We start from the raw sequence: 24061 nt of genomic DNA on the forward strand, positions 1-24061 counted from the left end.
CGGTACATGTCGTCCCAGGACTGCGTGTTCATGTGCCTCGCCTTCGCCTGTCCGCCCGACCCCACCGTGCCCGGGGGCGGTTTACCGGCAAGGTTTGTTGCGGAAGTGGCAAGGCCGGCTCCTGGCCGGCGATCAGGGAGCCGGCACCATCGGTGTGCCGGGCGCTCGGCTCGGCGCCGAGGCGACCGGTCGCGCAACTCGTGTGCGACGTCCTGCGCGCCTGCACCGAATACTGGGACTCGGTGTTCTGGCACGACTCGGTGCACCAGTCGGCCCAGTACCGGCCGCACCGCGTCACGGACATCACGGATCTCGACGGCTGGGAGTACACCCGCTACCCCAACGGGGACTACCTGATCTTCGTCTCGAAAGACCTGTCGTTCGGCATCCTCGGCAACCACCACGAGGAGCGCCTGTGTTTCTTCGGCGAGACCGCCGCGCAGGCGGCCACCGAGCTGAACCGCGGGATTCTCGGCCCCCTGCTCCGCCGCGACGGGCAGACCGTGAACCAGGCCTCACCGACCGAACAGTGACGTCACCAAGGTTTCCGCGATCTCCCGCAGCGCGTCCGGCTCGTAGCGCACCCGCTCCATCACCGCGAGACCGCGCGTGGTGCTCACGACGAGCCGGGCGGCGCCGTGGAGGTTCACGGGGGACTCGACGCCGTCGTCCAGAGTGGACAGTTTCGCGTACACCAGGGTTTCCAGCTCGTCCAGCAGGGCGCGCACGGCGGACTCCGCGCGGGGCGACTCCGTGGCCGCTTCGATGGCGGTGCGGGTGGAGAGGCAGCCGTGGGCCGGGGTGCCGGCGGTGAAGGTCTGGATGCAGTAGTCGAAGAACGACAGAAGGGCCGCGCGTTTCGTCGGCCGGTCCAGCGCCGCGGAGGCGCCGGCGAGGAAGCCGGCCGTGTATTCGCCGAAGGCGCGCAGGAAGATTTCTTCCTTGCCGCCGTAGGCGTGGTACAGGGAGCCGCGCTGCACGCCGGTTCCGGTGGCCAGGTCGAGCATCGACGTGGCGCGGAAACCGCGGTCGGTGAAGACGTCCAGGGCGCGGGAGAGAGCCTCGCGCTCGTCGAACTGGCGTACGCCCGCCATGGAACCCCTTTCCCTACCCGCCGGCCGGCCCAGTCGGCACCGGAACGTCGAAAACGCCGTGCCGCGTGAGCAGCCCGGCCAGCCACCCCAGCGCCGCTGCCAGCAGGATCGGCGGCAGCAGGTCGACCCCGCTCAGCTCGACCGCGAGCACGACGGCCGTCGCCGGGGCCCTCGAAGCCGCGGCCAGGCACGCGGCCATTCCCGCCGCCGCGCCGCCCGCCGTGGGCAGCGCCGAGCCCACTGTCGCCCCGACGAACAACGCCGGCCCGATTGTCCCAACCACCCCGCCCGCCCCGACGGTCACCCCCGTCGCAACGACCTTCACCACCGCCAGCACCAGCAACGCACTCACTCCGCCCGCCGCGGCCCCGGGCTGCCCGACGCCGGCGACACCGGGCACCGCGAGCACGAGCAGCCCGACGGCCAGCCCGCCGACAACAGCGCGGACCCAGCCCGAACCGGCCCGCTCCACGACCTCACGAACCCGGCCGGAGACAGTCCGCGGGGAACCGGCCACCACCCGGTTCTCGCCCTCGATCCGCCGCGCGCCGGCCACCCCGCGAACCCACCCGGACCAGGCCCCGCCGGCGTACAACGACCACGCCAGCACCACACCGAACAACCCCGCCACCACACCACCGAACGGAGACCCGCCGACCGCGACGTCCGGCAGCCGCAACGGCTCGCCCGGCAGAGCCCAGCCCGTCAGCGCGCCGGCGGCCGAGCCGATCGCCACCGCGACGAGCTCCACCCCGCCGAGGCCCTCGACGAGCACCTCCGCCACGAGCACCACGCCCGCCAGCGGCGCGCCGAACGAAGCCGCGACCCCGCCCGCCACGGCGGCCGCCGCGACCGGGCGCACCGAAGCGGGAGACAGCCGCACGGTACGGGCCAACGCGGAGCCCAGCGCCGCCGAGATGTGGACGACCGGGCCTTCCGCGCCACCGGAACCGCCGGAGCCGAGCATCACGCCGGACGCCAGCACCTTGGCGCCCGCGACCCGGCCGCGCAGGGACGAACCCGCGAACGCCCGGCGCACCTGGGGAATCCCGCCACCGCTGGCGTCCGGCACGAAGCGAACCACCGCGACGCACAGCAGCGCCCCCACGACCGGCGCGAGCACGACGACGGCGGGCGTCGCACCGGCCACCAGCGACCGGAGCGCGCCCACCGTCTGTCCGAACGCGACAGCCGCGACCCCGGCGAGAACGCCGGCCAGGGCGGCCGCGAGGAGCAGCGGGCCCGAGCGCACGCGTCAGGCCGCGTTCAGGCGCTGGTGCAGCTCGTACGAAGCCCGCTCGACGTGGTTGCGCACCAGCTTGCCGTCCTCGACCTCCCACACGGCGGTGCCGCTGAAGGAGATCGGACGACCGTCCGGTGCGGACCCGAGCACGCCGTTGTTGCGCCCGTGCACGTTCCACCGCGAGGCGACGCGGCTGCCGTCGTGGTTCTGGAACGTTTCGACGATCTCCAGCTCCAGATCATGCACCTGCTCGAGGAACGCGTGGATCCACGCCTTGAAGTTCTCGCGGCCCTCGATGCGCACGCCCGCGTTCGTGATCACGAAGTCCTCGACCACGAAATCGTCGGCCGCGGCCGGGTTGTGCGCGTTCCAGACCTCGTTCCAGAACGCTTCGACCAGCTCTGCCGAGTTCGGCACGGTGACCTCCCGAGTCATGTTTGACATTGCTGTCAAAGATAGCTCCGAGGCGGCCACACCGGTCCTGTTTGCGAGCAGCACCACACCACCGCGGCTAGCCGGCGAACGCGTCGTCGAACCGGTAGCCGTCCAGCAGCTCGCGCGCGGCCACCAGGTACTGGATCGTGGGCGTACCCTCCTCCAGCCAGTTGAGCCGCGCGTCGCGGTACAACCGTTCGATCGGGTACTTGCGCGTGTAACCGATGCCGCCGTGCACCAGCAGCGCCCGGTCGGTGACGCGCCCGACGGCCTCCAGCCCGAACTGCTTCAGCAGCGACGACTCGGCCGGGATGCGCCGGCCGGCGTCCCACTTGGCCGCGGCGTCGGCCAGCATGCCGCGCAGCGCGTACACGTCGGCCGCCATCTCCGCCAGGTAGCGCTGGATCGCCTGCCGCGACGCGATCGGCTTGCCGAACGTCACCCGTTCCTGCGAGTACTTCACCGAAAGCTCGAGCGCACGCGTCGCCGTGCCGAGCGAAGACGCCGCGATGAACACCCGGCTGACCTCCAGGGCCCGCTCGAGGTGCTTGCCGCCCTCACCCTCGGCGCCCACGAGCGCCGCCGCGGGCACGCGCACGTCGGTGAACGTCAGCTCGCCGTGCTCGGCCCCCTTGCAGCCCATGGTCTCCGGCAGCGGCGCGATGGCGAACCCCGGCGCGTCCCGCGGCACGATCAGCGCGGATACGTCCACCTCCGACGTTTTCGCGAACACCAGGAAGTGCGACGCGATGTCCGAGTTGGTGATGAGCCACTTACGCCCGTTCAGCACGTACTCGTCACCTTCGCGGCGCGCCACCGTGGACAGGTCGGCGCCGGTGCCGTTGCCGGGTTCGGTGAGCGCGAACGCCAGGGACTTCTCCCCCGTCGCCGCGCCCGGCAGGATCTCGTTCTTCTGCGCGGTGTTGCCGATCTCCGACAGCGCGTGGGCGAACGAGTTGTGGACGTGCACGATCGCCCGGATCCCGCCCTGGATCTTGGCGAACTCGGCGAGGATCGGCAGGTACTGCGCGATCGACAGGCCGGAGCCGCCGTACTCGCGCGGCACGATCAGCCCGAACGCGCCGCACGCGCGCAGCGCCGGCAGCACCACGTCGTACGGGATCTTCTCGGTGTCCTCGATCCGGTGCTCCAGCGGGTCGAGCTCGTCCCAGATCGTGGCGAAGACGGCGTCGCGCAGCTTGCGGTAGTCGTCGGCGGGCAGGCCAGTGCTCATCGGTTCCTCCTTGGTTTCACAGCGTCCAGCCGCCGTCGGCGGCAAGTACCGCGCCCGTGCAGAACGTGGCGTCCTCGGCGAGGAACACCGCGGCGCGGGCGATCTCCTCGACGGTGCCGAACCGCCCGAGCACGGTGGCGTCGGCGATCTTCTTCCGGGCGCCGGCGGGGATCGCGGCGGTCATGTCGGTCTCGACGAACCCGGGTGCCAGCACGTTCACCCGGACCCCTTGCGGCGCGAGCTCTTTCGCGAGCGACCGGGCGAAGCCCACCGCCGCGGCCTTCACGCTCGCGTACGCGGTGTCGCCGGGGAAGCCGACCGTTCCGACGGCCGACCCGACGAGCACGACACTGGGGTTCACACCCTCGGCCAGCCACGGGATCGCCGCGCGCACCAGCGCCGCCGTGCTGCGCAGGTTCTCCTCGATCACGCGCCACCAGTCGCCGGGGTCGACGCGGGCGAGCTTGCCGCCCTGCCACACCGCGGCGTTGAGCACGAGCGAGTCGAGCCGGCCCCAGTGCCGGGCGACCTGCGCGACGAGAGCTTCGGCCGTGTCGGGCGCGGCGAGGTCGAACGCCACCGGCAGCACCCGGCCGGGCGCGTCCGCGGCCAGCTTCCCGACGCGGTCCTTGCCGGAGCGGTACGTGCCGGCGACCCTCAGCCCCCGGTCGAGCAGGTGCCGCGCGATGGCTTCTCCGATCCCCCGCGAGGCGCCGGTGACCAGCGCGACCCTGGCGTCTTCTGCATTCATGGAATGATTGTACCGATCGGTCTGTACGGATAATTGTGACGAACGTCAGAGCTGCTCGACGATCGTGGCGTTGGCCATGCCGCCCCATTCGCACATCGTCTGCAGCCCAAACCGGGCGCCGCGGTGTTCGAGCGCGCCGACGAGCGTGCTCAGGATCCGGGCACCGCTCGCGCCCAGCGGGTGACCCAGCGCGATCGCTCCCCCGTGGACGTTGAGCCGCTCGGGCTCCACTTTGATCTCGTGCTGCCAGGCAAGCGGCACCGGCGCGAACGCCTCGTTGACCTCGAACAGATCGATGTCGTCGACGCCCAGCCCGGCCCGCGCGAGCACCGCGCGCGTGGCGGGCACGACACCCATGAGCATGAGGATCGGGTCGTCGCCGACCACGGCCGTCGTGTGGATCCGGGCGCGCGGGGTCAGCCCGAGCGCCGCGGCCTTGGCCGCACTCATCAGCAGGACGCCGGCCGCGCCGTCGGAGAGCGGCGACGAGTTGCCCGGCGTGATCTTCCAGCCCAGCTCGGGAAAGCGACTCGCGGCGACTTCGTCCACGAACGACGGCCGGAGGCTGGCCAGACCGTCCACTGTGGTCGACGGGCGGACGGTCTCGTCGACTGTGACCTCCGGTGCCTCCGCGACCGTGACCAGGTCGGCGGCGAAGAGCGAGCGCGACTCGGCCGCCCGGCGGTGGGATTCCACGGAGAAGGCGTCGAGCTCGTCACGGCTCAGCCCCCACCGCGCGCAGATCAGCTCCGCGGAGATCCCCTGGCCCACGAGCCCGCCGGGGAACCGTTCGGCCACGCGCGAGCCGAGGTGGTCGGTGCCCTGGGTGTCGGAGTGCATGGGCACGCGCGACATCGACTCCACGCCGCAGGCGATCACGACGTCGGCCGCGCCGGCCTGGATCGCGTGGGCGGCGAAGTGCACGGCCTGCTGGCTCGAGCCGCACTGCCGGTCGACCGTCGTCGCGGGCACCGACCGCGGGAACCCGGCGGCGAGCACGGCGCTGCGGGCTGGGTTCACGGCCTGCTCACCCGCCTTGGTCACGCAGCCGCCGATCACGTCGTCGACGAGCGCGGGGTCCAGGTCGTTGCGCGCGACGAGCCCGGCGAGGACGTCGGCCAGCAGGTGCACGGGGTGGACGTGCGAGAGGGCGCCACCCGGCTTCCCCTTGCCGACGGGGGTGCGCAGCACGTCGACGATCACCGCGTCGCGTGGTGAAGTCATGGGTCCTCCCGGTCTCCGGCGCTGGAATTACCGGTGACGATACCTGTATGGACCGGTCGGTACAAGAACTTCGGCACGCGAAGGCCCGTGACAGTAATTCGATCGGGAAAACGCTGGCCGAAGGCAGTCTGAATGCGCTCGGGTCAGGCGCGGATGCCCTCGATCAACGCATCGAGGAACATGTCGGCGACCTCGTCGGGCGTCAGCTCGCCGTCGGGCTCGTACCAGAGGTAGGTGTAGTTGAGCATGCCGAGGATGCCCTTCACGAGCAGGCGCGGGGTCTGGCGCAGCACCTTGGCGCGCACGCCGTTGTCCAGCGCCTGGCGCCAGTAGCCCTCGTAGCGCTCGCGCGCGGTGATCACGTGGTCGCGCCACTCACCGGTCAGCGCGGTGTACTCGCGGAAGAACACGGCCCATTCCGCGCGGTGCTCGGCGATGTTGCGCAGCAGCCCGCGGGCCATGCGCCGCAACAGCTCCTCGGCGCCGAGGTCTTCGTCGAGCAACTGCTCGGCATAGGCGTTCATGGAGTCGACCTGCTCTTTGCTGATCGAGTAGAGCACGGCCTCTTTGCTGCCGATGTAGTGGTACAGCGCGCCCCGCCCGAGGCCGGCGGCCGTGCCGAGCTCGGCGATCCCGGTGCCGTGGTAGCCGTTGCGCGCGAACAACTCGGCCGCGATGCCGATCACGCGCGCGCGGTTCGCCTCGAATCCCGTCACCGTCATCTCGCCGATGCCCGCCTTCACCCCTCGTGGACCGAACGTTCCAAGGATATCCGCCGGTGACCCCGCCCCGGTTCGAGGGCGAGGTCCCCGCACGTCGAACGGCCGGGCGGCCGGGGCCTCACTTCTTCTGCCGACGGCTCCCGCCGTGCCAGTCCTCCTGCTTGCCGGCTTCGTCCGCGCTGACGCCGAACGCCGGCAGCTGCGGCTGCTCCCGCAGGCTGCGCTTGAGCTCGGCGAAACCCGGGAAGCGCGACAGCGCCACGACGTGGTCCCACAGCTCGACCGCCTCCTCGTCGCCGGGCAGCCGGCTGATCACCGGGCCGAACAACGCGGTGCCGCGCGGCGGCTCGAAATGCAGGATCGGCGTGCCGACATCCTTACCCGTCAACGTCAGGGCCACATCGGTCTCAGCCTGGATCACGGCGTCCCAGGTGTCGTCCTCGAGCGCGTCGGCGTACTCGCGCGGAAGGCCGCAGGCGTCGAGCGCCGTGGTCGCGAGGTCGCGCACGCCGCGGTGCACCGCCGCGGCCGTGCCGCCGGGGACGGCGTCCTGCTCGAAAGTCTCCTGCCCCAGCTTCTCGTAGAACGCGCCGATCGGCTCGGGGCCGTGTTCCCGGCGGATCCGAGCTGCCACGCGCAGCAGCTTCAGGCCCGACGTGTGCGACTCCTCGTACTCCGGCGGGAAGTGCGCCGCGTAGTCGATGTGCGAGTTGAGCAGGCGCAACGAGATGAACCGCCACTCGACGTCGTACCGCTGGAGCCGCGCGACGGTGCGCACCCACTTGCTCGTCATCCAGGCGAAGGGGCAGACAGGGTCGAAGTAGAAGTGCAGATCAGGCTCGCTCATGAGGTGAGCGTACCCAACGACCCTTGTTTATACCGATCGGTACAAGCATAATCGCCAACCAGGAGAAGTGCTCAGACCGATCGGTCCAACGGCCGACTCGGCGAAGGAGGTTGGGCGACGATGCTCGACGGGACAGCCACGGCAACCCCCGGCGAAGACGGCCTGGTGCGCCGGCCGGTCTGCGCGCGGGTCACGATCGCGGAGCTCTACGAGCGGGCCTACCGCCAGTTCGGTTCGCGCATCGCCGTGCGCGACGGCGACACCGCACTCACCTACCGCGAGCTCGGCGACCGGGTACACCGCGTCGTCGGCGGCCTCACCGCGCTGGGCTTGCGCCGGGGTGACCGTGGCGTGCTGCTGGTGGCCAACGGACTCGAGTTCTTCGAATCCGAACACGCCCTGTTCGCCGGCGGACTCGTGCGCACCGCGCTCAGCACTCGCCTGCACGTGCGTGAAGTCGTCCACATCCTCAACGACTGCGCCGCGTCCGTGGTGTTCGCCGACGCCGCGTGGGCCGAGCAGCTCGCCGGGATCCGCGCGGAGCTCCCCCACCTCCGATTCGTCGTCACGGTCGCCGGCGGACCGGGCGACACGACGCTGGACGAACTGCGCGCGGGCGAACCCGCGCGACCGGTGAAGCCCGACGCCGGCGACCCCGCCGCGATCCTCTACACAAGCGGCACGACCGGCCTGCCCAAGGGCGCCACGCTCAGCCACGCCGCCTGGGCGGCCATGGTGCGCAACGAACTGCTCGAACTGCCGCCGGTGGCCGACGACGATCTCGTGCTGCACGTCGCGCCGCTGAGCCACCTGAGCGGATACGTGGCGCCGGCGTATTTCGTACGCGGCGCCACCCACCTCACGTGCGCCAAGTTCGACCCCGCGGTGGTGCTGGACCTGGTCGAATCGCACCACGTGACGATCCTCCCGATGGTGCCGACGATGCTCAACCTGCTCGTCCTCGCCGCGGAGCAGCGGCCCGGCGGCTACTCCTCACTGCACACCGTGGTGTACGCCGGTTCGCCGATCGCGCCCGACCGGCTCGCCCGCGCCCGCGCGGTGTTCGGCGACGTGTTCGTGCAGTTCTACGGGCTGAGCGAGCTACCGATCCCGATCGCGTGCCTCTCGGCGCGCGACCACGCGTTCGACCCGGGAGCCGGCATCCCGGCGCGGCTGGCGTCGGCGGGCCGGGTCAGCCCGTTCGTGGAGGTCAAGCTCGTCGACGACACCGGCGCCGAGGTCGGCCCCGGTGAGATCGGCGAGATCACCGTGCGCGGCGACCAGACGATGATGGGCTACTGGCACCTGCCCGACGCGACGGCCGCGATCCTCCGACCGGACGGCTGGGCCGGCACCGGCGACCTCGGCCGGTTCGACGACGAGGGTTACCTGTACCTGGTGGACCGCAAGAAGGACATGGTCGTCACCGGCGGGTTCAACGTCTACCCGACGGAGATCGAGAACGTCGTGTCGACGGTCACTGGGGTCGCAGAGGTCGCCGTGGTCGGCGTACCCGATGAGACGTGGGGCGAGGCGCTGAAGGCCATCGTGGTGGTGCGCAGCGGGTTCACCGTGACGGCCGACGAGGTGATCGCCGTGTGTGCGGAACACCTGGCCGGCTACAAGAAGCCGCGCTCCGTCGAGTTCGTCGACGAGCTGCCGAAGACCGGTTCGGGCAAGATCATGCGACGCCGTCTGCGAGACCGGTATTGGGCGGGCAGCGACCGCAAGGTCGGCGGCTGACCACGGTGGACGGCGTGCCGGCACCACGCCGTCCACACAAGACAGTCCACAGCGGAAGGCCGGTACCCGTCGGGGTACCGGCCTTCCGCTGTGGACGGCGTGGCTCAGGCGTTGTGCCAGCCCTTGCGCAGCCCTTCCCGGTCGACGCGAACGCCTTCGAGGTACACGTCGGCGATCCGGCGGGTCGCCGTGATGTCCCGCAGCGGATCCTCGTCCAGGACGACGAAGTCCGCCCGCTTGCCCACTGTGAGCGAACCGCGGTCGGCCAGCCCTAACAGGTCGGCCGACACCTCCGTGGCCAGCCGCAACGCCGCCTGCGGCGACAACCCGGCCGCCACCAGCGCCTCCAGCTCACGGTGCTCGGCGAAGCCGATGATCTGCGCGAGCAGGCCTGTGTCGGCGGAGAAGATCAGCCGCACGCCCGCGTCGGCCAGAGCGACGAGCGTCTGCTCCATGCCGCGGTAGGCCTCGCCCGTGTCGAACAGCGGTTCCGGCGCCTTCTCGCGGATCGTCGCGCGCAGGCTTTCCACGGCGTCGCGCGGGAGGATGTCCGCGAACGCGGGCTCGTCCAGCCAGTCCTCGCCCGGCGGGCGCTGGATGGCCATCGAGGTGAAGACGGCGACGTTGTTGTCCTTCAGCAGCCTGATGAGCTCGTCGTCGATGCCCGTGCGCGGCAGGTGCGCGATGATGTCCGCGCCCGCGCGGATGACGGCCTTCGCCTCTTCGAGCGTGTAGATGTGCGCCGCCACGGTGAGGCCGTGGGCGTGCGCCTCGTCGATCACGGCCTCGTAGATCTCCGGGCCGAGCTTCTCCTTGGTGCCGTGGCGGCTGTCGAGCCAGAACTTCACGGCGTCGACCCGCTTCGCGGCCAGCCCGCGCACGAACGCGCGCACCTCGTCGGGGCCGGTCGCCTCGTGCACGGCGTCGGCGGCGAAGAACGGCCCACCGTTGGTGTCGCCCGGTGTCGGCGCGACGATCCCGGCGCCGGCCGTGAACAGCTGCGCGACGTCACGCTCGCCGAGCGTGCCGGCACGTTGGTCGTCGCGAACGGCGAGTTCGGTGTCGTCGCGGTCGGTCCCGAGCGACTGGAACGTGCTGACGCCGTAGTACGCCAGCCGGTGCAGGTGGTCGACGACGTTGGCGCGCGAGTAGAAGCTCGCGTCCGACGTGGTGCCGCGCATGTACCCGATGTGGCCGTGAGGGTTGACGATCGCGGGGATCACCGTCTTGCCGCGCAGGGAAACCACGGTGCCTTCCGCCCCGATGTCCGCCGTCGCGCCGACCTGCCGGATCACCCCGTCGCGAACGACCAGCGCCGCGTCGTCGAGCACCTGCTCGCCGGTGATCAGGCGCGCTCCCGTGTAGACGGTCTCGTCGCTCACGCCCGCGCCTCCGGTCCGCTCGCGTACCGCGCACTGCGCTTTTCGTACTCGTCGTAGCCCATGGCGGCTTCGAACACGTGCTGCTCGGTGACGAGGTGCTTCACCGCGGCCACGTCTTCGCCTTCGCGCAGCGCGTCGAGCACCGCTGTGACGTTCTTCGACGCGGCGCCGATCACCGTGTACCACAGCAGAACCACGTCGGCACCGGCCTCGCCGTACTGCGCGATCGTGCTCGACGGCTCGTCCGAACCCGGCACGTCGAGCAGATCCCCGGGCACCATGACCGGCACCGGGATCCGGTCCCGCACGCGCTCGAGGTCGGTCGCCGGGATGGCGGGCGCGAACACCAGGTCCGCACCGGCCGCGGCGTACGCCTCGAGCCGGCGGACACAGCCTTCGAGGTCGTGCTCGACCCACGCCGCGTCGGAGCGGGCGATCACGAGGAAGTCGGGGTCGGTGCGGGCGTCGACCGCCGCGCGCACCTTGTTCGCCATCTGCTCCGCCGAAAGCAGCCCGGCGGGCATCGACGTGTGCTTGCCACCCAGGTTGTCCTCGATGTGCACGCCGGCAACCCCCGCGTCTTCGAACACCTTCACGGCGCGCCAGATGTTCGGGGCGTCGTAGAAGCCGTTCTCCGCGTCGGCGAGCACGGGGATGCCGACGGCGTCCACGACGCGGCGCGCCTGCTCGGCGATCTCGTTCAGCGTCAGGAGCCCGACGTCCGGCAGCCCGAACGCCGACGCGGCGGCGGCGAAACTGCCCAGGTAGGTCGCGGGGTAACCGGCCTTTTCGACCAGGCGGGCACTGAATGCGTCGTACGCTCCGGGCAGCACCAGCGGCCCGGTTCCGGCGAGGAGGGCTTTGAACGCCTTCCTGCGCTCGTGCGGTGTGTTCGGCATCGAACTTCCTTCTCCTCAGACGAGGAAATCGCGGTAGCGGCGCAACCGCTTTCGGGCGGTTTTCATGTTGTGGCGCTTCAGCTCTTCGGCCCGGCCGGCGTCACCGCGCACAAGGGCTTCGATGATGTCGCGGTGCTCGGCGAGGCTCTCCTCCATCCGGCCGGGCGTCATCAGGATCCGGCGCCGCAGCAGGTGCGCCTGGTCCTGGATGCCGGCGAGGGTCTCGGCGAGGAAATCCTGGTCCGCCAAGCGGATCACGGTGTCGCGGTAGGAGTCGATGGCCGCGAGGAACGTCTCGAGGTCACCGCTCGCGGCGGCGTCGTCGAGCCGGCTCGGCGCGAAGAGCTCCTGAAGCGCCGTCCAGTCCCGCGGTTCGGCGTGCTGTGCCGCGAGCCGCGCGGCGAGACCTTCGAGCACCTCGAGGACGTCGTAGATCTCTTCCAGCCGGTCGAAGTCGACCTTCGCCACGACCGTGCCGACGTTGGGGATCCGCTCCACCAGCTTGCGCGACTCGAGCGCCAGCAGAGCCGACCGGACGGCGTTGCGGGTGGTGCCGAGCTCGGCGGCCAGCTTCACCTCCGGCAGCCGGCTGCCCGGCGTGAAGTCCCCGCGCAACAGCCGCTCCCGCAGGTGCAGCTCGACCTCTTCGCTCTTCATGGCCGTCCCTTCGTGCTGCCACCCAGGGTACGAGCCTGTCGCCTGGATTGTCAACAATGCAAGCGACACTACTGTCGAGTGGCTCTGGGCGCGCTCGTTAGGCTGGGGTCGTGACGATCTTGGTGCGCAAGTCCGGGCCCGCCGACCGCCCGGCGATCCTCGCGCTGCTCGACGGCGCCCGCGGGCTCGACCTGCCCCCGGCGGAACGCGCCGCGCAGGGCTTCGTGCAGGGCAGCTTCGACGCCGACAAGCTCGCCCTGTTCGAGACCACCACCGGCGTCTACCTCGCCACCGACGACGGCGAACCGGCCGGGGTCGCGCTGACCTCACCCGCGGAGTCGGCCGGCGCCGGCCCGCCCGGCTGCACCGTCGAGGTCGCGCGTGCCGCGGGCCTGACCGAGGGCGTGTTCCTCTACGGCCCCGTCACGGTCGCGCCGGCCCACCGTGGCCGGGGCGTGGTGCGGCTCCTGCTCGCCGCTGTGGCCGAGCACCTCGCCGACCACACCGCGGGCGTGCTGTTCGTGGAGCGCGCCAACGAGAAGTCGTTGGCGGTCCACACCCACCTCGGCATGAACCACGTCGGCGACTTCACGTATGCGGGCCGCGAGTACGCGGTCTTCTCGTTCATTCCGGAGCAGTTCCGCGCCTGACGCGCTCGCGCAGCCACTGCTCGAACTCGGCGGCGACGATGCGTTCGTCGTATACCCCGGCCGCCTCGGGCGAGGCCAGCCACACGATGGGCGGCCCCAGCACCTCCGGCTCCAGGAAGCGCCGGCCGGCGGGCACGTCCGGCAGCATCCCGGTGACGGTCGCGCCGCCGGGCAGGAGCAGGTTCACCGTAACGCCGGTGCCGCGCAAGTCGGCCGCCATCACCCGCGACAGCGACTCGCTGCCCGCGCGCGAAGGGCCGTAGGGCACGAACCCGGCCCGCCGCATGGTCGCCTCGCTCACCGCGATGTTCACGATCCGGCCGCCACCCGCGGCCAGCATCCGCGGTGTGACTCGCGTGCCACGAGGAAGTAGCCCGTCAGATTCGTCTCCACCACCCGGCGGAAGCCCTCGACCGGGACTTCCCGGAACTCGCGCGGCTTGGTCATGAACCGCGGGTTGACCGTGCGCATGCCGAGCCCGGCGTTGTTCACCAGCAGGTCGATCCCGCCGAGCCGGGCCCACGCCGACTCGACGGCGCGCGCCACCGACGTCTCGTCGCGCACGTCCAGCTCAACCCCGGACGCCCCTGGCAACCCGCGGCGACCTCACGCGCCCGCTCTCCCCGACCGTCCGCTCACCGCTACGCGCGCCCCGGCTCCGGCGAGCGCCGTCGCCATGGCAAGTCCGAGGCCGCTGGTCGCACCCGTCACGAGCACTTTCGTCGCCATCGCCCCGACGCTAGGAGCTGGTGCGCGCTCCAGGTCAAGCGGGCCGCGGGCGGAGGTAGGCGACGAGCGCGCCGATCCCGACGGCGGGGCCGAGGGCGAGCACGAGCAGCGCGGCCGTCCAGGAGGCGCGTTCGGCCAGCACCGGCACCAGGTAGATCGTGACCGCGGTGGTGGTGTAGCCGAGGCCGAGCTGGAGTGACAGGGCACTGCCGACGAAGCGCGGGTCGGCATTTTCCGTGACCATCGCCGAGAACTGGGCCGAGTCGGCGATGACCCAGAAGCCCCAGAACGCGCTGACGGCCAGCACCACGGGCAGCGGCAGGCCGCGCACGAAGGCCAGCACGACGGCCGAACTGCCGGAGAGCACCAGGCTCACGAGCGCGGCCTGCGCGCGGCCGAAGCGGTCGCTGATGCGCCCGCCGACGAGACAGCCCACGGCGCCGGCGCCGATGCACGCGAAGGTGGCCAGCGCGGCGTGGCGGGGTCCGTCGGGAGTGGACGCGAAGGGCGCGAGCCCGGCGAGGAACGTGCCGAGCCACGCCCACATCGCGTACAGCTCCCACATGTGGCCCACGTACCCGAAGTCGGCCAGCACCACCGGACGGCTGCGCACTGCCTTGAGCGCGGCGCGCACGCTGAATACCGTGCGGGGGAACGGATACGGCCCGCTCCCCCGCACCAGCACCGCGATGAGCCCGCCCGCCGCGGTGAGCGCCGACGTCGCCACGATCACCGTCTGCCAAGCCAGGCCGCCGGCGGCTTTGACGAGCTGCGGCGCGGCCGAGCCGAGGGTGAGCGCGCCGATCATGATGCCCATCGCGGTGCCGCGCCCGCGCCGGAACCACGACGCGACTTCCTTCAGCGCCGGCGGATACACGGCGGCGAGCAACGCGCCGGTCAGCGCCCGCGCCACCAGCGCGACGCCGAACCCGGGCGCCCACAAGAGGACCAGGTTCACCGCGGCGGCACCGACCGCGCCCGCGCACATCAGCCGCCGGCCGGGCACCGCGTCCGCGAGGCCGCCGGCAGCCAGGCCCAGTGCGCCCGCCACGAACCCCAGCTGAACCGCGACGGTCAGCAACGACGACTCCCCGCCGCTCAGCTCCCACCGGTCCCGTAGCTGCGGCACCACGAACGACGCCGAGAACCACACGCTCATGGCGAGCAGCGTGCTCGTGGCCACGCCGGCGAGCGCCCACTCCGCCCGCCGGGGCGCAGCCACGACCTCCTCGGCCACCGCCGCCCCCTCTCCGGGCGCGTTCGGCCCCGAGCGGCACCCGCTCCGACTATCCCTCGCGAGCGGAGCCGGGCACACGGCGCGCGGCGGGGAATTCTTCAACGCGACAACCAGTCCTAAGAGGACAGGCGTCAGCAGGCGCAGCGGATCGTGAACTCCTTCTCCTGCCCTTCGAGCGTTGTGACGTGCGCGTTGAGGTTCGCTCGCACACTTCCCCGGATTTCGTTGTCGACGCGGTACAGGTCGGTCACCAGTGCTTCCCAGGCCCGGCCGCCGTCCGGCCGCTCACTGGAACGGCAGCCGGCGCAGCGACCACTCGTCGGCCGGGTCGACGGTGGCGCCCGTCTCCAGAGCGGCGCGGACGATGGCGCGTTGCTGCTCGGCCTCCCGGGCCGGCCGCACGGCCAGCCGAGCGGGAAGTCGAGCGGGAAGTCGAGGAACGTCGCGCGCGGGGCTCTGACCGCCGAAGCCGCGCGGTGCAGCGTCGTGAGGCTGGTGGTCGGCAGGCCACGACGTTCGATCCCACGCGCCAGGACCCCGCCGGCGACGTGGCACTGCGGGCAGAACGGCACCACCAGCACGAGGCCCACCCCCATCGCCGTGAACTCGTCGACGCCCCTCGGCGCAGTCTCCGTGGCGAGCCGGCCGTACTGCGAGATCGACCATCGACACGGCGGTGGTCGGCGTAGCGGCCGAGCACGCCGGCGCGCTCGAGGTCGAGCATCGTGTCGCGCGGGTAGGCGACGTTGGCGTCGGCCAGGGCGGATCGGCGTCATGTGCGCGAACAGCACCTCGGACAGATCCCGCTCGCGCGACGGCAGGCGATAGGACAGGTCGCTGCCCCAGCCGCTTCTGGTCCGGGCGGTCGGCGCCGCACGTGACGAGCAGCCCGACGGTCGCGCCGGCCAATGGTTCACGCAGCGGGGTGAGCTCCGGCGCGTCGAACGTCGGCACGCTCAGCGGCGGGATGCCGGGCACCGGGCCCGCCCAAGGGCCGGGCCTGACCACCCCGGCACCGGGCTCGAACATTCGGAGGATGCGGTGACGTCCCGCAGGTCCGCCTCCGACAGTGCCGCGACGCGGAAGCCCTGCATCGGCCGCTCCTGCACCAGGTCGCGCTCGGCGAGGGCAGCAGGCTCTCGCGCGCGACGCCGACGCTGCACTCGACGCGTTTGCACAGCTGCGCCGTGCGCAGCGGCGAGCCCGGTTCGCGCGCCGGAGAGGAACTGAAGCCCGGCTGGAGACCGAGACGCTCGCGCTGAAACATTCGGTGCACGAGGGCGACGCAGCGTGGGAGGCGCGTGGTCGGCGCCCACCGCCTGCTGCTCGTCACTCCGCGCGCGGGCGACCCGCGGCCCTCGGTGGCCGCCGGCAAGGCCCACGGCGCGTTCCACACCGCGCTGCTCGAAGGCTGCCGCAACCAGCGCATCCTCCCAATGGCGTACCGGCTGCGCGACAAGGGCGAGCTTTACCGCCATTGGTCCGTCGCGGAGCCGGACGGCGAGCGCGACTTCGACGCCGAGCGCCGCGGCCTGCTCGACGCCGTGCTCGCCCGCGACGCCGGCCTCGCGGCCGATCGCCTCGCCGCCCACCTCGAGGCGACCCACGAGGTGCTCGTGAAGGGCCTCTGACCCGCGTCCACTGTGGTCGGTCCACGCACCGTCCACACCCGGGGACCCACCGTTGCGGGGGCGGGAACCGAGCAGGAATCGAGAAGCGCTCGCGCGAGCGCCGCGGATAACGTCGCAGACACGCACTCGAACCATTCGGACCCACGAACCCCAGGAGCCACCATGTCCCCCACGCAGGGCATCAAGACCGTGCTGCACTCCGTCTCCGACCTGAGCAAGGCCAAGGAGGTCTACACCGCGTTGCTCGGGATCGCGCCGCAGGCCGACAGCGAGTACTACGTCGGCTTCGACACCGCCGGCCAGCACATCGGGCTCGTGCCGAACGGCGGCCCGCAGGCCTCGCCGTCGCCCGTGGCCTACTGGCACGTCGACGACATCCAGGCGAAGCTGGCCGAGGTGACCGCGGCGGGCGCCGTGGTGCGGGAGGAGCCGAAGGACGTCGGCGGCGGGCGGCTCGTCGCCACCGTCACCGACCCGGACGGCACCGTGCTGGGCCTGCTCCAGGACCGTTGAGCCGCCGCCCGCTCCGGCAGAACGAGGGGCTGATCGGCCACGAGCTCCCCCGCCGAACTGGTTGAATCGACGCCAGCCACTCCACCGACCCGTCGACGCCGCACGCGCGGCCCTGTCCCAGCAGAGGGAGACCCGATGACCAAGGTCACGGCGAAGGCCCGGCCCTCGTCCGCGCCGCAGGGCGCCGACAGCCACGACGTGATCCGCGTGCACGGCGCGCGCGTGAACAACCTCAAGGACGTCAGCGTCGAGCTCCCGAAACGCCGCCTGACCGTGTTCACCGGCGTGTCCGGCTCGGGCAAGAGCTCGCTGGTCTTCGGCACGATCGCGGCTGAGTCGCAGCGGCTGATCAACGAGACCTACAGCGCGTTCGTGCAGGGCTTCATGCCCACGCTCGCCCGGCCCGACGTCGACGTGCTCGAAGGCCTCACCACGGCGATCATCGTGGACCAGGAGCGGATGGGCGCCGACCCGCGCTCCACGGTGGGCACCGCGACCGACGCCAACGCGATGCTGCGGATCCTCTTCAGCCGCCTCGGCAAGCCGCACATCGGTTCCCCGCAAGCGTTCTCGTTCAACGTCGCGTCGATCAGCGGCGCTGGTGCGGTGACTTTCGAACGCGCCGGGCGGACGGTGAAGGAGCGCCGCAGCTTCAGCATCACCGGCGGCATGTGCCCGCGCTGCGAAGGACGTGGCAAGGTCAACGACATCGACCTGACCGCGCTCTACGACGAGAACAAGTCGCTCAACGAAGGCGCCATCACCATCCCCGGCTACAGCATGGAGGGCTGGTACGGCCGCATCTTCCGCGGCAGCGGCTTCTTCGACCCGGACAAGCCGATCAAGAAGTTCACGAAAAAACAGCTGAACGACCTGGTGTACAAGGAACCGACGAAGATCAAGATCGAGGGCATCAACCTCACCTACTCGGGCCTGGTGCCCGCGATCCAGAAGTCGTTCCTGTCCAAGGACGTCGACGCGATGCAGCCGCACATTCGCGCGTTCGTCGAGCGGGCGGTCACCTTCACCACCTGCCCCGAGTGCGAAGGCACGCGTCTGTCGGCCGAAGCGCGTTCGTCGAAGATCGGCAAGCTCTCGATCGCCGACGCGTGCGCGATGCAGATCAGCGATCTCGCCGAGTGGGTGGGCGCGCTGAAGGAACCGTCGGTCGCTCCCCTGCTGACCTCGCTGCGGCACACGCTCGACTCGTTCGTCGAGATCGGCCTCGGCTACCTCTCGCTCGACCGGCCGTCGGGCACGCTCTCGGGCGGCGAGGCGCAGCGCACCAAGATGATCCGTCACCTCGGGTCGTCGCTGACCGACGTGACCTACGTGTTCGACGAGCCGAGCATCGGCCTGCACCCGCACGACATCCAGCGCATGAACGGCCTGCTGCAACAGCTGCGGGACAAGGGCAACACAGTGCTCGTCGTGGAGCACAAGCCGGAGACGATCGCGATCGGTGACCACGTCGTCGACCTCGGCCCCGACGCGGGCAGCGGCGGCGGCGAGGTCGTGTACGAGGGCAGCGTCGAAGGCCTGCGCAAGTCGGGCACCCGCACCGGGCGGCACCTCGACGACCGCGCCAAGCTGAAGCCGTCGGTGCGGACGCCGTCGGGCGTGCTCGAGGTGCGCGGCGCGAGCACGCACAACCTGCGGGACGTGGACGTCGACATCCCGCTTGGCGTGCTCGTGGTCGTCACCGGCGTGGCGGGATCGGGCAAGAGCTCGCTCATCCACGGCTCGGTCTCCGGCGGCGGCGACGTGGTGACTGTGGACCAGGGCGCGATCCGCGGGTCGCGGCGCAGCAACCCGGCCACCTACACCGGTCTGCTGGAGCCGATCCGCAAGGCATTCGCGAAGGCCAACGGCGTGAAGCCGGCCCTGTTCAGCGCCAACTCCGAGGGCGCGTGCCCGAACTGCAACGGCGCGGGCGTCGTCTACACCGACCTCGCGATGATGGCGGGGGTGGCCACGCCGTGCGAGGTGTGCGAGGGCAAGCGGTTCCAGGCCGAGGTGCTGGAGTACCACCTGGGCGGGCGCAACATCAGCGAGGTGCTCACGATGTCGGTGGCCGAGGCCGAGGAGTTCTTCGGCAACGGCGAGGCGAAGCTCCCGGCGGCGCACAAGATCCTTCAGCGCCTGGCCGACGTCGGGCTCGGGTACCTCACGCTCGGCCAGCCGCTCACCACACTCTCGGGCGGCGAGCGCCAACGGATCAAACTGGCCACGAACATGGGCACCGACGGCGGCGTCTACGTGCTCGACGAGCCGACCGCCGGCCTGCATCTGGCGGACGTCGAACAGCTGCTGGGGCTGCTGGACCGGCTGGTGGAGGCCGGCAAGTCGGTGATCGTCATCGAGCACCACCAGGCCGTGATGGCCCACGCCGACTGGATCATCGACCTCGGTCCCGGCGCCGGCCACGACGGCGGGACCGTGGTGTTCGAGGGCACGCCGGCCGACCTCGTCGCGAAGCGCGCGACGCTCACCGGCGAGCACCTGGCCGACTACGTCGGCGCCTGATCCACGCGGCTCAGGAACCCTTCGGCAGCGCGGGGGTTCCTGAGCCGGTACACGGTCGCGTGCCGGGCGTGCTCAGCGAGCGCGGCTTCGACGACGGGCAGCGCGCGACGGCGGTAGGTGACGAGCCAGTGCCAGAAGGCCCGGTTCTCCTTTTGTGTCGGCCTTTCGAGACGGGTCTCAGCACGTCGTACGGGCCGAGGTCACCGTCGAGGAGCCAGCGCGGTTCGCTCGCCGGCTCTTCCTGAACCTCGGCCCACCGCCCGGGCGCCACCGGGGTGAGGTCCGGGGGCCGGAACAGCGCGTCGAGCTCCACGACGGGCAGGTCGAGGGCCGCGCCGAGCCACCCGGCGAACGTCGACTTGCCCGCGCCGCCACGGCCGAGGAGGACGACGCGCCGCACCGCCTGGCGTCAGTTCGCGGGCAGGGCGGCGGTGAGCTTGCCGGGGTTGAGCATCCAGAGGATCTTGTCGATGCCCTCTTCCGTCGAGGTGAAGCTGAGGACGCCGTACACGGCGCCGTTGCGGCTGAGGACCGCGGCGAGCTCACCGTTGACCTGCGTGAAGACGATTTCGGCGTCCGTCCAGAAGAACGGCTGGAACGTGCGGATGACCTTCGCGAGCGTGGCCGGGCCGAAGATCGCCGAGCGCGCGGCCCGGGCGACGCCGCCGCCGTCGGAGTAGCTCACCACGTCGGCGGCGAAGAGCTGCTCCAGCGCCGGCATGTCCCCGGCCTGCGCGGCGGCGAGGAACGCGGTGAGCAGCTTCTTCCGCTCCTCCTCGCTGACCGGCTTGCGCTTCTCCGCCGCGAGGTGCTTGCGGGCGCGGCTCACGTACTGGCGCGCCGTGACCTCGGTGGTCTGGATGATCTCGGCGATCTGCGAGTACGGGTAGTCGAACGCCTCGCGCAGCACGTACGCGGCGCGCTCGGTCGGCGTGAGCTTCTCCAGCAGCATCAGCACGGCGACCTCCAGCGCGGCGGCGCGCTCGGCGCCGAGCTGCGGGTCGGCCGTCGTGTCGACGGGCTCGGGCAGCCAGGGCCCGACGTAGGTCTCGCGCTGCGCGTACGCGGTGCGCGTGGCGTTGATGGCCAGGCGCGTCGTCGTGGTCGCGAGGTAGGCGGCCGGGTTCTCGACCACCGAACGGTCGGCCTTCTGCCAGCGCAGCCACACCTCCTGCAGCACGTCCTCCGCGTCGGCCGCGCTGCCGAGCATGCGGTAGGCGATGCCGAATAGCCTCGGACGCACCTGCGCGAAGACCTCGGCCGCGTCGTCGAGAGTGGCGCTTCCGCTGTCTTCCATACCCCCGGCGGCCCTTCCGACGACGTCTGCGACTGACGCGGCCAGCCTACGCCCGCCGCGGAACCGGCGGTGATCATCCACCGCGATGATGGCCGTGATCTGCTGCTGCTTTGCCGGGGCCGGTTGCCTGTCCACAGTGAAGCGCCTCCGGCGGTCCGGGCGGGAAATCGCAGGTCGTCGACGCGTGGAGCAGCGCGGGCACCTTCGCGGCCCGGCAGGCCGCTCGCCCCGGCGGCAATGCGCCCGGAGCCCGGGTGCGAGCCCGCCCCCCGGCCATCGACCGCGATGCCTCCTCCGGCCCTTCGAGCAGAGTCGACGACACGTCGAACCGTTGTGACGTACTCACGGGCCGAGCGCCGGGTGAGGCCGCCGACCGGCACCGGGACCTCACCATCCACAGTGGAGCGTTCCACGATCGAGTGACAGAAGGCTCGCGAGGTGTCCACATCGGAGGCACGATGATCACCGGACCTGCCAGTGACAGGATCGGAGCCGGAATGCGAACACTGCCGGGAAACGACCGTGGCGGCCGGTGGCGGAGGGTATTGCCCCTCGCCGCCGGGGTGGTGGTGGCGGGAGGGCTGCTCACGGCGGCGCCGGCCTCGGCGGCGCCGGTTGCCGACTACTCGCTCGCCGGGGACACGTACGCGGGTGCGCAGATCGCGGCGCACGAAGGGGTGCACGGCGGTCCTGACCTGGCCCGGGCCGACGTGGACCAGACGCTCGGCCACGACGTGAGCGGGCACACGGGCGCCGTCGACTGGAAGGCCGCGAGCGGGTCGGGCGCGCGGTTCACCTACGTCAAGGCGACGGAGGGCACGGGGTTCGTCAACCCGCAGTTCGGCGGGCAGTACGACGGCGCGCACGCCGCCGGGATCATCCGCGGCGCCTACCACTTCGCACGGCCCGACGTGTCCGGCGGTGCGGAGCAGGCGCAGTACTTCATCGCGCACGGCGGGGCCTGGCGCGGGGACGGCAAAACGCTGCCGGGCGCGCTCGACATCGAGTACAACCCGTACGGCGACGCCTGTTACGGCAAGAGCCCGGCCGACATGACCGCCTGGATCGCCGATTTCACCCGCACCTACCTCGCGAAAGAAGGCCGCAGCGCGCTGATCTACACCTCCACCACGTGGTGGAAACGCTGCACCGGCAACACGAACCGCTTCGGCGACACGGATCCGCTGTGGCTCGCGCGCTACGCCCCGCAGATCGGCGAACTACCGGCGGGCTGGGACAAGCAGAGCATCTGGCAGTTCTCCCGCACGGGTGGCCTGCCGGGCGACCAGAACTACTACAACGGGCCGTTCAACCGGGTTCAGGCGCTGGCGAGCGGGCCGTCCGCCGCGGCGTGACCCCGGCGTTCGAAGCGGCGCGCGAGCACCTCGAACCCCGCCGCCAGCTCGGGCGGGCCGACGACCTCCAGGTCGGCGTCGAACCGCCCGAACGCGGCGGCCAGCGAAACCCACGAGCACGAGCCCAGCTCCAGGCGGCACCGGTCCGGGCCGGCCTCCTCGACGACGGCGTCCCCGGCGTGGCTGTATCCCGAGGACCGGACCACGCGGCCGGCGCCGACCCCGGACACCAGTCCGTCGTCGGTGCCGGCGCGGCCGGTGTACCAGGTGATCACGGCGCGGTCTTCGGCGAGCGTCACGAGTTCGAGGTTGACCGGCCCCGAGCCGTGGGAGTCGGTCGTGGCCAGCGCGCAGGCGGGGTCGAACAACGTCGTCGAACCCACCGCAGCTGCGGCGTACGCGGTCCAGCGCAACAGGCCTCGGCGGTGAAATCGCAAGCAGGGATGCGCTGCAAGCTGAAGCCGCCCGTTGACCAGAACACCGCACCCGGGGAAAGCCCGAGTGTCGGCACTCGGAAGTCAGCCGCCGCCGAAGTGATCGACCGGAGCCCGGCCCGCCCGCCGGAACGTCGGGCGGGCGGAGCCGGGCCGGGTCAGGCGACGAGCCGCAGCGGCTGTTCGAGCGCGTCGACCAGCACGCCCAGCCACGAAGCCGCCAGCGCACCGTCGATCGCGCGGTGGTCGACCGCCAGCGTGAGCGCCAGCTGCGTCGCCACCGTCAGCTCGCCGTCCACCACGACCGCACCGGGTTTCCCGGCGCCCACCGCGAGGATCGACGACTGCGGCGGGTTGATGATGGCCGTGAAGTCGTCCACGCCGTACATGCCCAGGTTGCTCACCGCGATCGAGCCGCCTTCGAGGTGCTGCTGTTTGAGCTTGCCCTCGTCGGCCTGGGCCGCGAACCCCTTGACCTGGCTCGAGATCGCGCTTGGCGCCAGCTTCTCGACCCCGCGCACGACCGGCGTGACCAGGCCCCGCTCGGAGGCGATGGCGACACCGACGTCGACCGAGTCGTACCTGCGCAGCGCGTCTTCGGTCCAGATGACGTTGGCGTCGGGCACCTCGGTGTGCGCGACGGCCACGGCCCGGATGATCAGGTCGTTGACCGAGATCCGCGCCGCCGACACCTCGTTGAGCTGCTTGCGCAGAGCCAGCAGCGCGTCGATCCGCGCAGTGCGCCGCACGGAGAAGTGCGGCACGGTCTGCTTGCTCATCGTCAGCCGGCTCGCGATGGCGCGGCGGATCCGGGTGTGCGGGATCTCGGTGAACGCCGCGCCCGCCGCGCGCTCCCGGCGGACGGGAGCCGGTTCCGGCTTGGCCGCGGACTTTTCGAGTGCGGGTTCCGGCGTCGGTTCCGGCTGTGGTGTTGCCGGTGCCGGCCGGTCCGCTCGCGCGATCGCGGCCTCCACGTCCTTGCGCACGATCCGCCCGTTCGGCCCGGTCCCGGCCACGTCCTCGAGCCCGATCCCGGCTTCCTTCAGCATCTTGCGCGCCAGGGGACTCGCGAAGATCCGCTCGCGCGAACCGTTCGACGCGGCCGGCGCCGACTCGGCCGGTGTTGACTCGAGCCGGGCCGGCTCGGACTGACCCGAGCCGTTCCGCGAAGCCGATCCACCCAGCTCCGCCAGCAGCCCGCTCACGTCCTCCCCCACGGCACCCAGCACGGCGATCGGCGTGCCGACCGCCACGGCCGTCCCGCGGTCCACCAGTTGCCGCAGCACGGTCGCGCCGGCTTCGGCCTCGACCTCCACGGCCGCCTTGTCCGTCTCCAGCACGGCCAGCGCCGTGCCGGCGTCGAACGCCTCGTTCTCGGGCACCAGCCACTCGCTCAGCACGGCCTCGGTCGACCCCGTGGCGACCTCGGGCACCCGCAACAGCGTTGCCATCGTTGGA

At 71.5% G+C, this 24061-nt stretch carries 24 protein-coding genes and 1 pseudogene; 7 read left to right on the top strand and 18 right to left on the bottom strand.

Annotated features, from left to right (window positions below; translation table 11 throughout):
- Positions 1–32 precede the first annotated feature (32 nt).
- Positions 33–533 carry a DUF2716 domain-containing protein gene (locus AB0F91_RS06755; protein WP_360595433.1) on the top strand — a complete coding sequence of 167 codons (501 nt, stop codon included), beginning with the start codon at positions 33–35 and terminating at the stop codon, positions 531–533.
- On the opposite strand, the gene AB0F91_RS06760 is transcribed toward AB0F91_RS06755, so the two are convergent.
- The 8 genes from AB0F91_RS06760 to AB0F91_RS06795 form a co-directional block, all read right to left on the bottom strand.
- Complete coding sequence (locus AB0F91_RS06760) at positions 516–1094, bottom strand: TetR/AcrR family transcriptional regulator (RefSeq protein WP_360595435.1); 579 nt, start codon at positions 1092–1094, stop codon at positions 516–518. The genes AB0F91_RS06755 and AB0F91_RS06760 overlap by 18 nt on opposite strands.
- 13 nt (positions 1095–1107) lie before the next feature.
- Positions 1108–2346 carry a chloride channel protein gene (locus AB0F91_RS06765; protein WP_360595436.1) on the bottom strand — a complete coding sequence of 413 codons (1239 nt, stop codon included), beginning with the start codon at positions 2344–2346 and terminating at the stop codon, positions 1108–1110.
- 3 nt (positions 2347–2349) lie between these two features.
- A complete protein-coding gene (locus AB0F91_RS06770) occupies positions 2350–2781 on the bottom strand; it encodes a nuclear transport factor 2 family protein (RefSeq protein ID WP_360595438.1) in 432 nt (143 codons plus the stop codon).
- A 67-nt stretch (positions 2782–2848) separates the two neighbouring features.
- Positions 2849–4006 carry an acyl-CoA dehydrogenase family protein gene (locus tag AB0F91_RS06775; RefSeq protein WP_360595440.1) on the bottom strand — a complete coding sequence of 386 codons (1158 nt, stop codon included), beginning with the start codon at positions 4004–4006 and terminating at the stop codon, positions 2849–2851.
- 16 nt (positions 4007–4022) lie between these two features.
- Positions 4023–4757: an SDR family oxidoreductase gene (locus tag AB0F91_RS06780; RefSeq protein WP_360595442.1), complete on the bottom strand. Its 735-nt coding sequence runs from the start codon at positions 4755–4757 to the stop codon at positions 4023–4025.
- A 45-nt stretch (positions 4758–4802) separates the two neighbouring features.
- On the bottom strand, positions 4803–5981 hold the full coding sequence (locus tag AB0F91_RS06785; RefSeq protein WP_360595444.1) for a thiolase family protein: 1179 nt from the start codon (positions 5979–5981) through the stop codon (positions 4803–4805).
- Between the two features lie 143 nt (positions 5982–6124).
- Positions 6125–6703, bottom strand: coding sequence for a TetR/AcrR family transcriptional regulator (locus AB0F91_RS06790; RefSeq protein WP_360595446.1), 579 nt, complete (start codon positions 6701–6703; stop codon positions 6125–6127).
- Positions 6704–6821: 118 nt separating this feature from the next.
- Positions 6822–7550 (bottom strand): DsbA family protein, encoded by a 729-nt coding sequence (locus AB0F91_RS06795; protein WP_360595447.1) that lies wholly within the window; start codon positions 7548–7550, stop codon positions 6822–6824.
- A gap of 120 nt (positions 7551–7670) precedes the next feature.
- Between AB0F91_RS06795 and AB0F91_RS06800 the strand changes: the two genes are divergently transcribed.
- Positions 7671–9293 (top strand): AMP-binding protein, encoded by a 1623-nt coding sequence (locus AB0F91_RS06800; RefSeq protein ID WP_360595449.1) that lies wholly within the window; start codon positions 7671–7673, stop codon positions 9291–9293.
- Between the two features lie 104 nt (positions 9294–9397).
- Here the strand turns inward: AB0F91_RS06800 and AB0F91_RS06805 are convergent, their stop codons facing one another.
- Genes AB0F91_RS06805 through AB0F91_RS06815 form a run of 3 tightly spaced genes read right to left on the bottom strand, consistent with a single transcriptional unit; the run spans position 9398 to position 12231 of the window.
- The gene (locus tag AB0F91_RS06805) at positions 9398–10675 is read right to left on the bottom strand and encodes an amidohydrolase family protein (protein WP_360595450.1); all 1278 of its coding nucleotides are present in this window, start codon (positions 10673–10675) and stop codon (positions 9398–9400) included.
- Positions 10672–11574 (bottom strand): isocitrate lyase/PEP mutase family protein, encoded by a 903-nt coding sequence (locus AB0F91_RS06810; RefSeq protein ID WP_360595452.1) that lies wholly within the window; start codon positions 11572–11574, stop codon positions 10672–10674. Before AB0F91_RS06810 ends, AB0F91_RS06805 begins: the two co-directional genes overlap by 4 nt.
- Positions 11575–11589: 15 nt before the next feature.
- On the bottom strand, positions 11590–12231 hold the full coding sequence (locus AB0F91_RS06815; protein WP_360595453.1) for a GntR family transcriptional regulator: 642 nt from the start codon (positions 12229–12231) through the stop codon (positions 11590–11592).
- 110 nt (positions 12232–12341) lie between these two features.
- Between AB0F91_RS06815 and AB0F91_RS06820 the strand changes: the two genes are divergently transcribed.
- Entirely contained in the window at positions 12342–12881 is a 540-nt protein-coding gene (locus AB0F91_RS06820) for a GNAT family N-acetyltransferase (protein WP_360595455.1), read from the top strand.
- Here AB0F91_RS06820 and AB0F91_RS06825 read toward each other — a convergent pair.
- The 3 genes and pseudogenes from AB0F91_RS06825 to AB0F91_RS06835 form a co-directional block, all read right to left on the bottom strand.
- Positions 12856–13445: pseudogene (locus AB0F91_RS06825) on the bottom strand (SDR family oxidoreductase). The gene AB0F91_RS06820 and the pseudogene AB0F91_RS06825 overlap by 26 nt on opposite strands.
- A 199-nt stretch (positions 13446–13644) precedes the next feature.
- The gene (locus tag AB0F91_RS06830; protein WP_360595457.1) at positions 13645–14847 is read right to left on the bottom strand and encodes an MFS transporter; all 1203 of its coding nucleotides are present in this window, start codon (positions 14845–14847) and stop codon (positions 13645–13647) included.
- Positions 14848–14978: 131 nt separating this feature from the next.
- Positions 14979–15443 carry a hypothetical protein gene (locus tag AB0F91_RS06835; RefSeq protein ID WP_360595458.1) on the bottom strand — a complete coding sequence of 155 codons (465 nt, stop codon included), beginning with the start codon at positions 15441–15443 and terminating at the stop codon, positions 14979–14981.
- 705 nt (positions 15444–16148) lie between these two features.
- Between AB0F91_RS06835 and AB0F91_RS06840 the strand changes: the two genes are divergently transcribed.
- The 3 genes from AB0F91_RS06840 (at position 16149) to AB0F91_RS06850 (ending at position 19517) form a co-directional block, all read left to right on the top strand.
- On the top strand, positions 16149–16478 hold the full coding sequence (locus tag AB0F91_RS06840) for an FCD domain-containing protein (protein WP_360595460.1): 330 nt from the start codon (positions 16149–16151) through the stop codon (positions 16476–16478).
- A gap of 162 nt (positions 16479–16640) precedes the next feature.
- The gene (locus AB0F91_RS06845; protein ID WP_360595462.1) at positions 16641–16991 is read left to right on the top strand and encodes a VOC family protein; all 351 of its coding nucleotides are present in this window, start codon (positions 16641–16643) and stop codon (positions 16989–16991) included.
- A gap of 135 nt (positions 16992–17126) precedes the next feature.
- On the top strand, positions 17127–19517 hold the full coding sequence (locus AB0F91_RS06850) for an excinuclease ABC subunit UvrA (protein WP_360595464.1): 2391 nt from the start codon (positions 17127–17129) through the stop codon (positions 19515–19517).
- Between the two features lie 10 nt (positions 19518–19527).
- On the opposite strand, the gene AB0F91_RS06855 is transcribed toward AB0F91_RS06850, so the two are convergent.
- A complete protein-coding gene (locus AB0F91_RS06855; RefSeq protein WP_360595466.1) occupies positions 19528–19917 on the bottom strand; it encodes a hypothetical protein in 390 nt (129 codons plus the stop codon).
- A gap of 9 nt (positions 19918–19926) precedes the next feature.
- Positions 19927–20814, bottom strand: a complete 888-nt coding sequence (locus AB0F91_RS06860; RefSeq protein WP_360595468.1) for an RNA polymerase sigma-70 factor — start codon at positions 20812–20814, stop codon at positions 19927–19929.
- Positions 20815–21359: 545 nt separating this feature from the next.
- Between AB0F91_RS06860 and AB0F91_RS06865 the strand changes: the two genes are divergently transcribed.
- Positions 21360–22169, top strand: a complete 810-nt coding sequence (locus AB0F91_RS06865) for a lysozyme (RefSeq protein ID WP_360595470.1) — start codon at positions 21360–21362, stop codon at positions 22167–22169.
- Here the strand turns inward: AB0F91_RS06865 and AB0F91_RS06870 are convergent.
- Together AB0F91_RS06870 and AB0F91_RS06875 are read right to left on the bottom strand one after the other, a co-directional pair.
- Complete coding sequence (locus AB0F91_RS06870) at positions 22133–22582, bottom strand: hypothetical protein (RefSeq protein ID WP_360595471.1); 450 nt, start codon at positions 22580–22582, stop codon at positions 22133–22135. The genes AB0F91_RS06865 and AB0F91_RS06870 overlap by 37 nt on opposite strands.
- Before the next feature lie 179 nt (positions 22583–22761).
- Complete coding sequence (locus AB0F91_RS06875; RefSeq protein WP_360595472.1) at positions 22762–24054, bottom strand: dihydrolipoamide acetyltransferase family protein; 1293 nt, start codon at positions 24052–24054, stop codon at positions 22762–22764.
- Between the last annotated feature and the right edge of the window lie 7 nt (positions 24055–24061).

Origin of the sequence: Amycolatopsis sp. NPDC023774, from assembly GCF_040639695.1 — a bacterium.
Lineage (GTDB): Bacteria > Actinomycetota > Actinomycetes > Mycobacteriales > Pseudonocardiaceae > Amycolatopsis.

What these genes read in the sequence shown, in the direction of transcription:
- AB0F91_RS06760 (WP_360595435.1), bottom strand. Translation starts at nt 1,094, where the DNA reads ATGGCGGGCGTACGCCAGTTCGACGAGCGCGAGGCTCTCTCCCGCGCC.
- AB0F91_RS06770 (WP_360595438.1), bottom strand. Translation starts at nt 2,781, where the DNA reads ATGTCAAACATGACTCGGGAGGTCACCGTGCCGAACTCGGCAGAGCTG.
- AB0F91_RS06775 (WP_360595440.1), bottom strand. Translation starts at nt 4,006, where the DNA reads ATGAGCACTGGCCTGCCCGCCGACGACTACCGCAAGCTGCGCGACGCC.
- AB0F91_RS06780 (WP_360595442.1), bottom strand. Translation starts at nt 4,757, where the DNA reads ATGAATGCAGAAGACGCCAGGGTCGCGCTGGTCACCGGCGCCTCGCGG.
- AB0F91_RS06785 (WP_360595444.1), bottom strand. Translation starts at nt 5,981, where the DNA reads ATGACTTCACCACGCGACGCGGTGATCGTCGACGTGCTGCGCACCCCC.
- AB0F91_RS06790 (WP_360595446.1), bottom strand. Translation starts at nt 6,703, where the DNA reads ATGACGGTGACGGGATTCGAGGCGAACCGCGCGCGCGTGATCGGCATC.
- AB0F91_RS06795 (WP_360595447.1), bottom strand. Translation starts at nt 7,550, where the DNA reads ATGAGCGAGCCTGATCTGCACTTCTACTTCGACCCTGTCTGCCCCTTC.
- AB0F91_RS06800 (WP_360595449.1), top strand. Translation starts at nt 7,671, where the DNA reads ATGCTCGACGGGACAGCCACGGCAACCCCCGGCGAAGACGGCCTGGTG.
- AB0F91_RS06810 (WP_360595452.1), bottom strand. Translation starts at nt 11,574, where the DNA reads ATGCCGAACACACCGCACGAGCGCAGGAAGGCGTTCAAAGCCCTCCTC.
- AB0F91_RS06815 (WP_360595453.1), bottom strand. Translation starts at nt 12,231, where the DNA reads ATGAAGAGCGAAGAGGTCGAGCTGCACCTGCGGGAGCGGCTGTTGCGC.
- AB0F91_RS06835 (WP_360595458.1), bottom strand. Translation starts at nt 15,443, where the DNA reads ATGGGGGTGGGCCTCGTGCTGGTGGTGCCGTTCTGCCCGCAGTGCCAC.
- AB0F91_RS06845 (WP_360595462.1), top strand. Translation starts at nt 16,641, where the DNA reads ATGTCCCCCACGCAGGGCATCAAGACCGTGCTGCACTCCGTCTCCGAC.
- AB0F91_RS06850 (WP_360595464.1), top strand. Translation starts at nt 17,127, where the DNA reads ATGACCAAGGTCACGGCGAAGGCCCGGCCCTCGTCCGCGCCGCAGGGC.
- AB0F91_RS06860 (WP_360595468.1), bottom strand. Translation starts at nt 20,814, where the DNA reads ATGGAAGACAGCGGAAGCGCCACTCTCGACGACGCGGCCGAGGTCTTC.
- AB0F91_RS06875 (WP_360595472.1), bottom strand. Translation starts at nt 24,054, where the DNA reads ATGGCAACGCTGTTGCGGGTGCCCGAGGTCGCCACGGGGTCGACCGAG.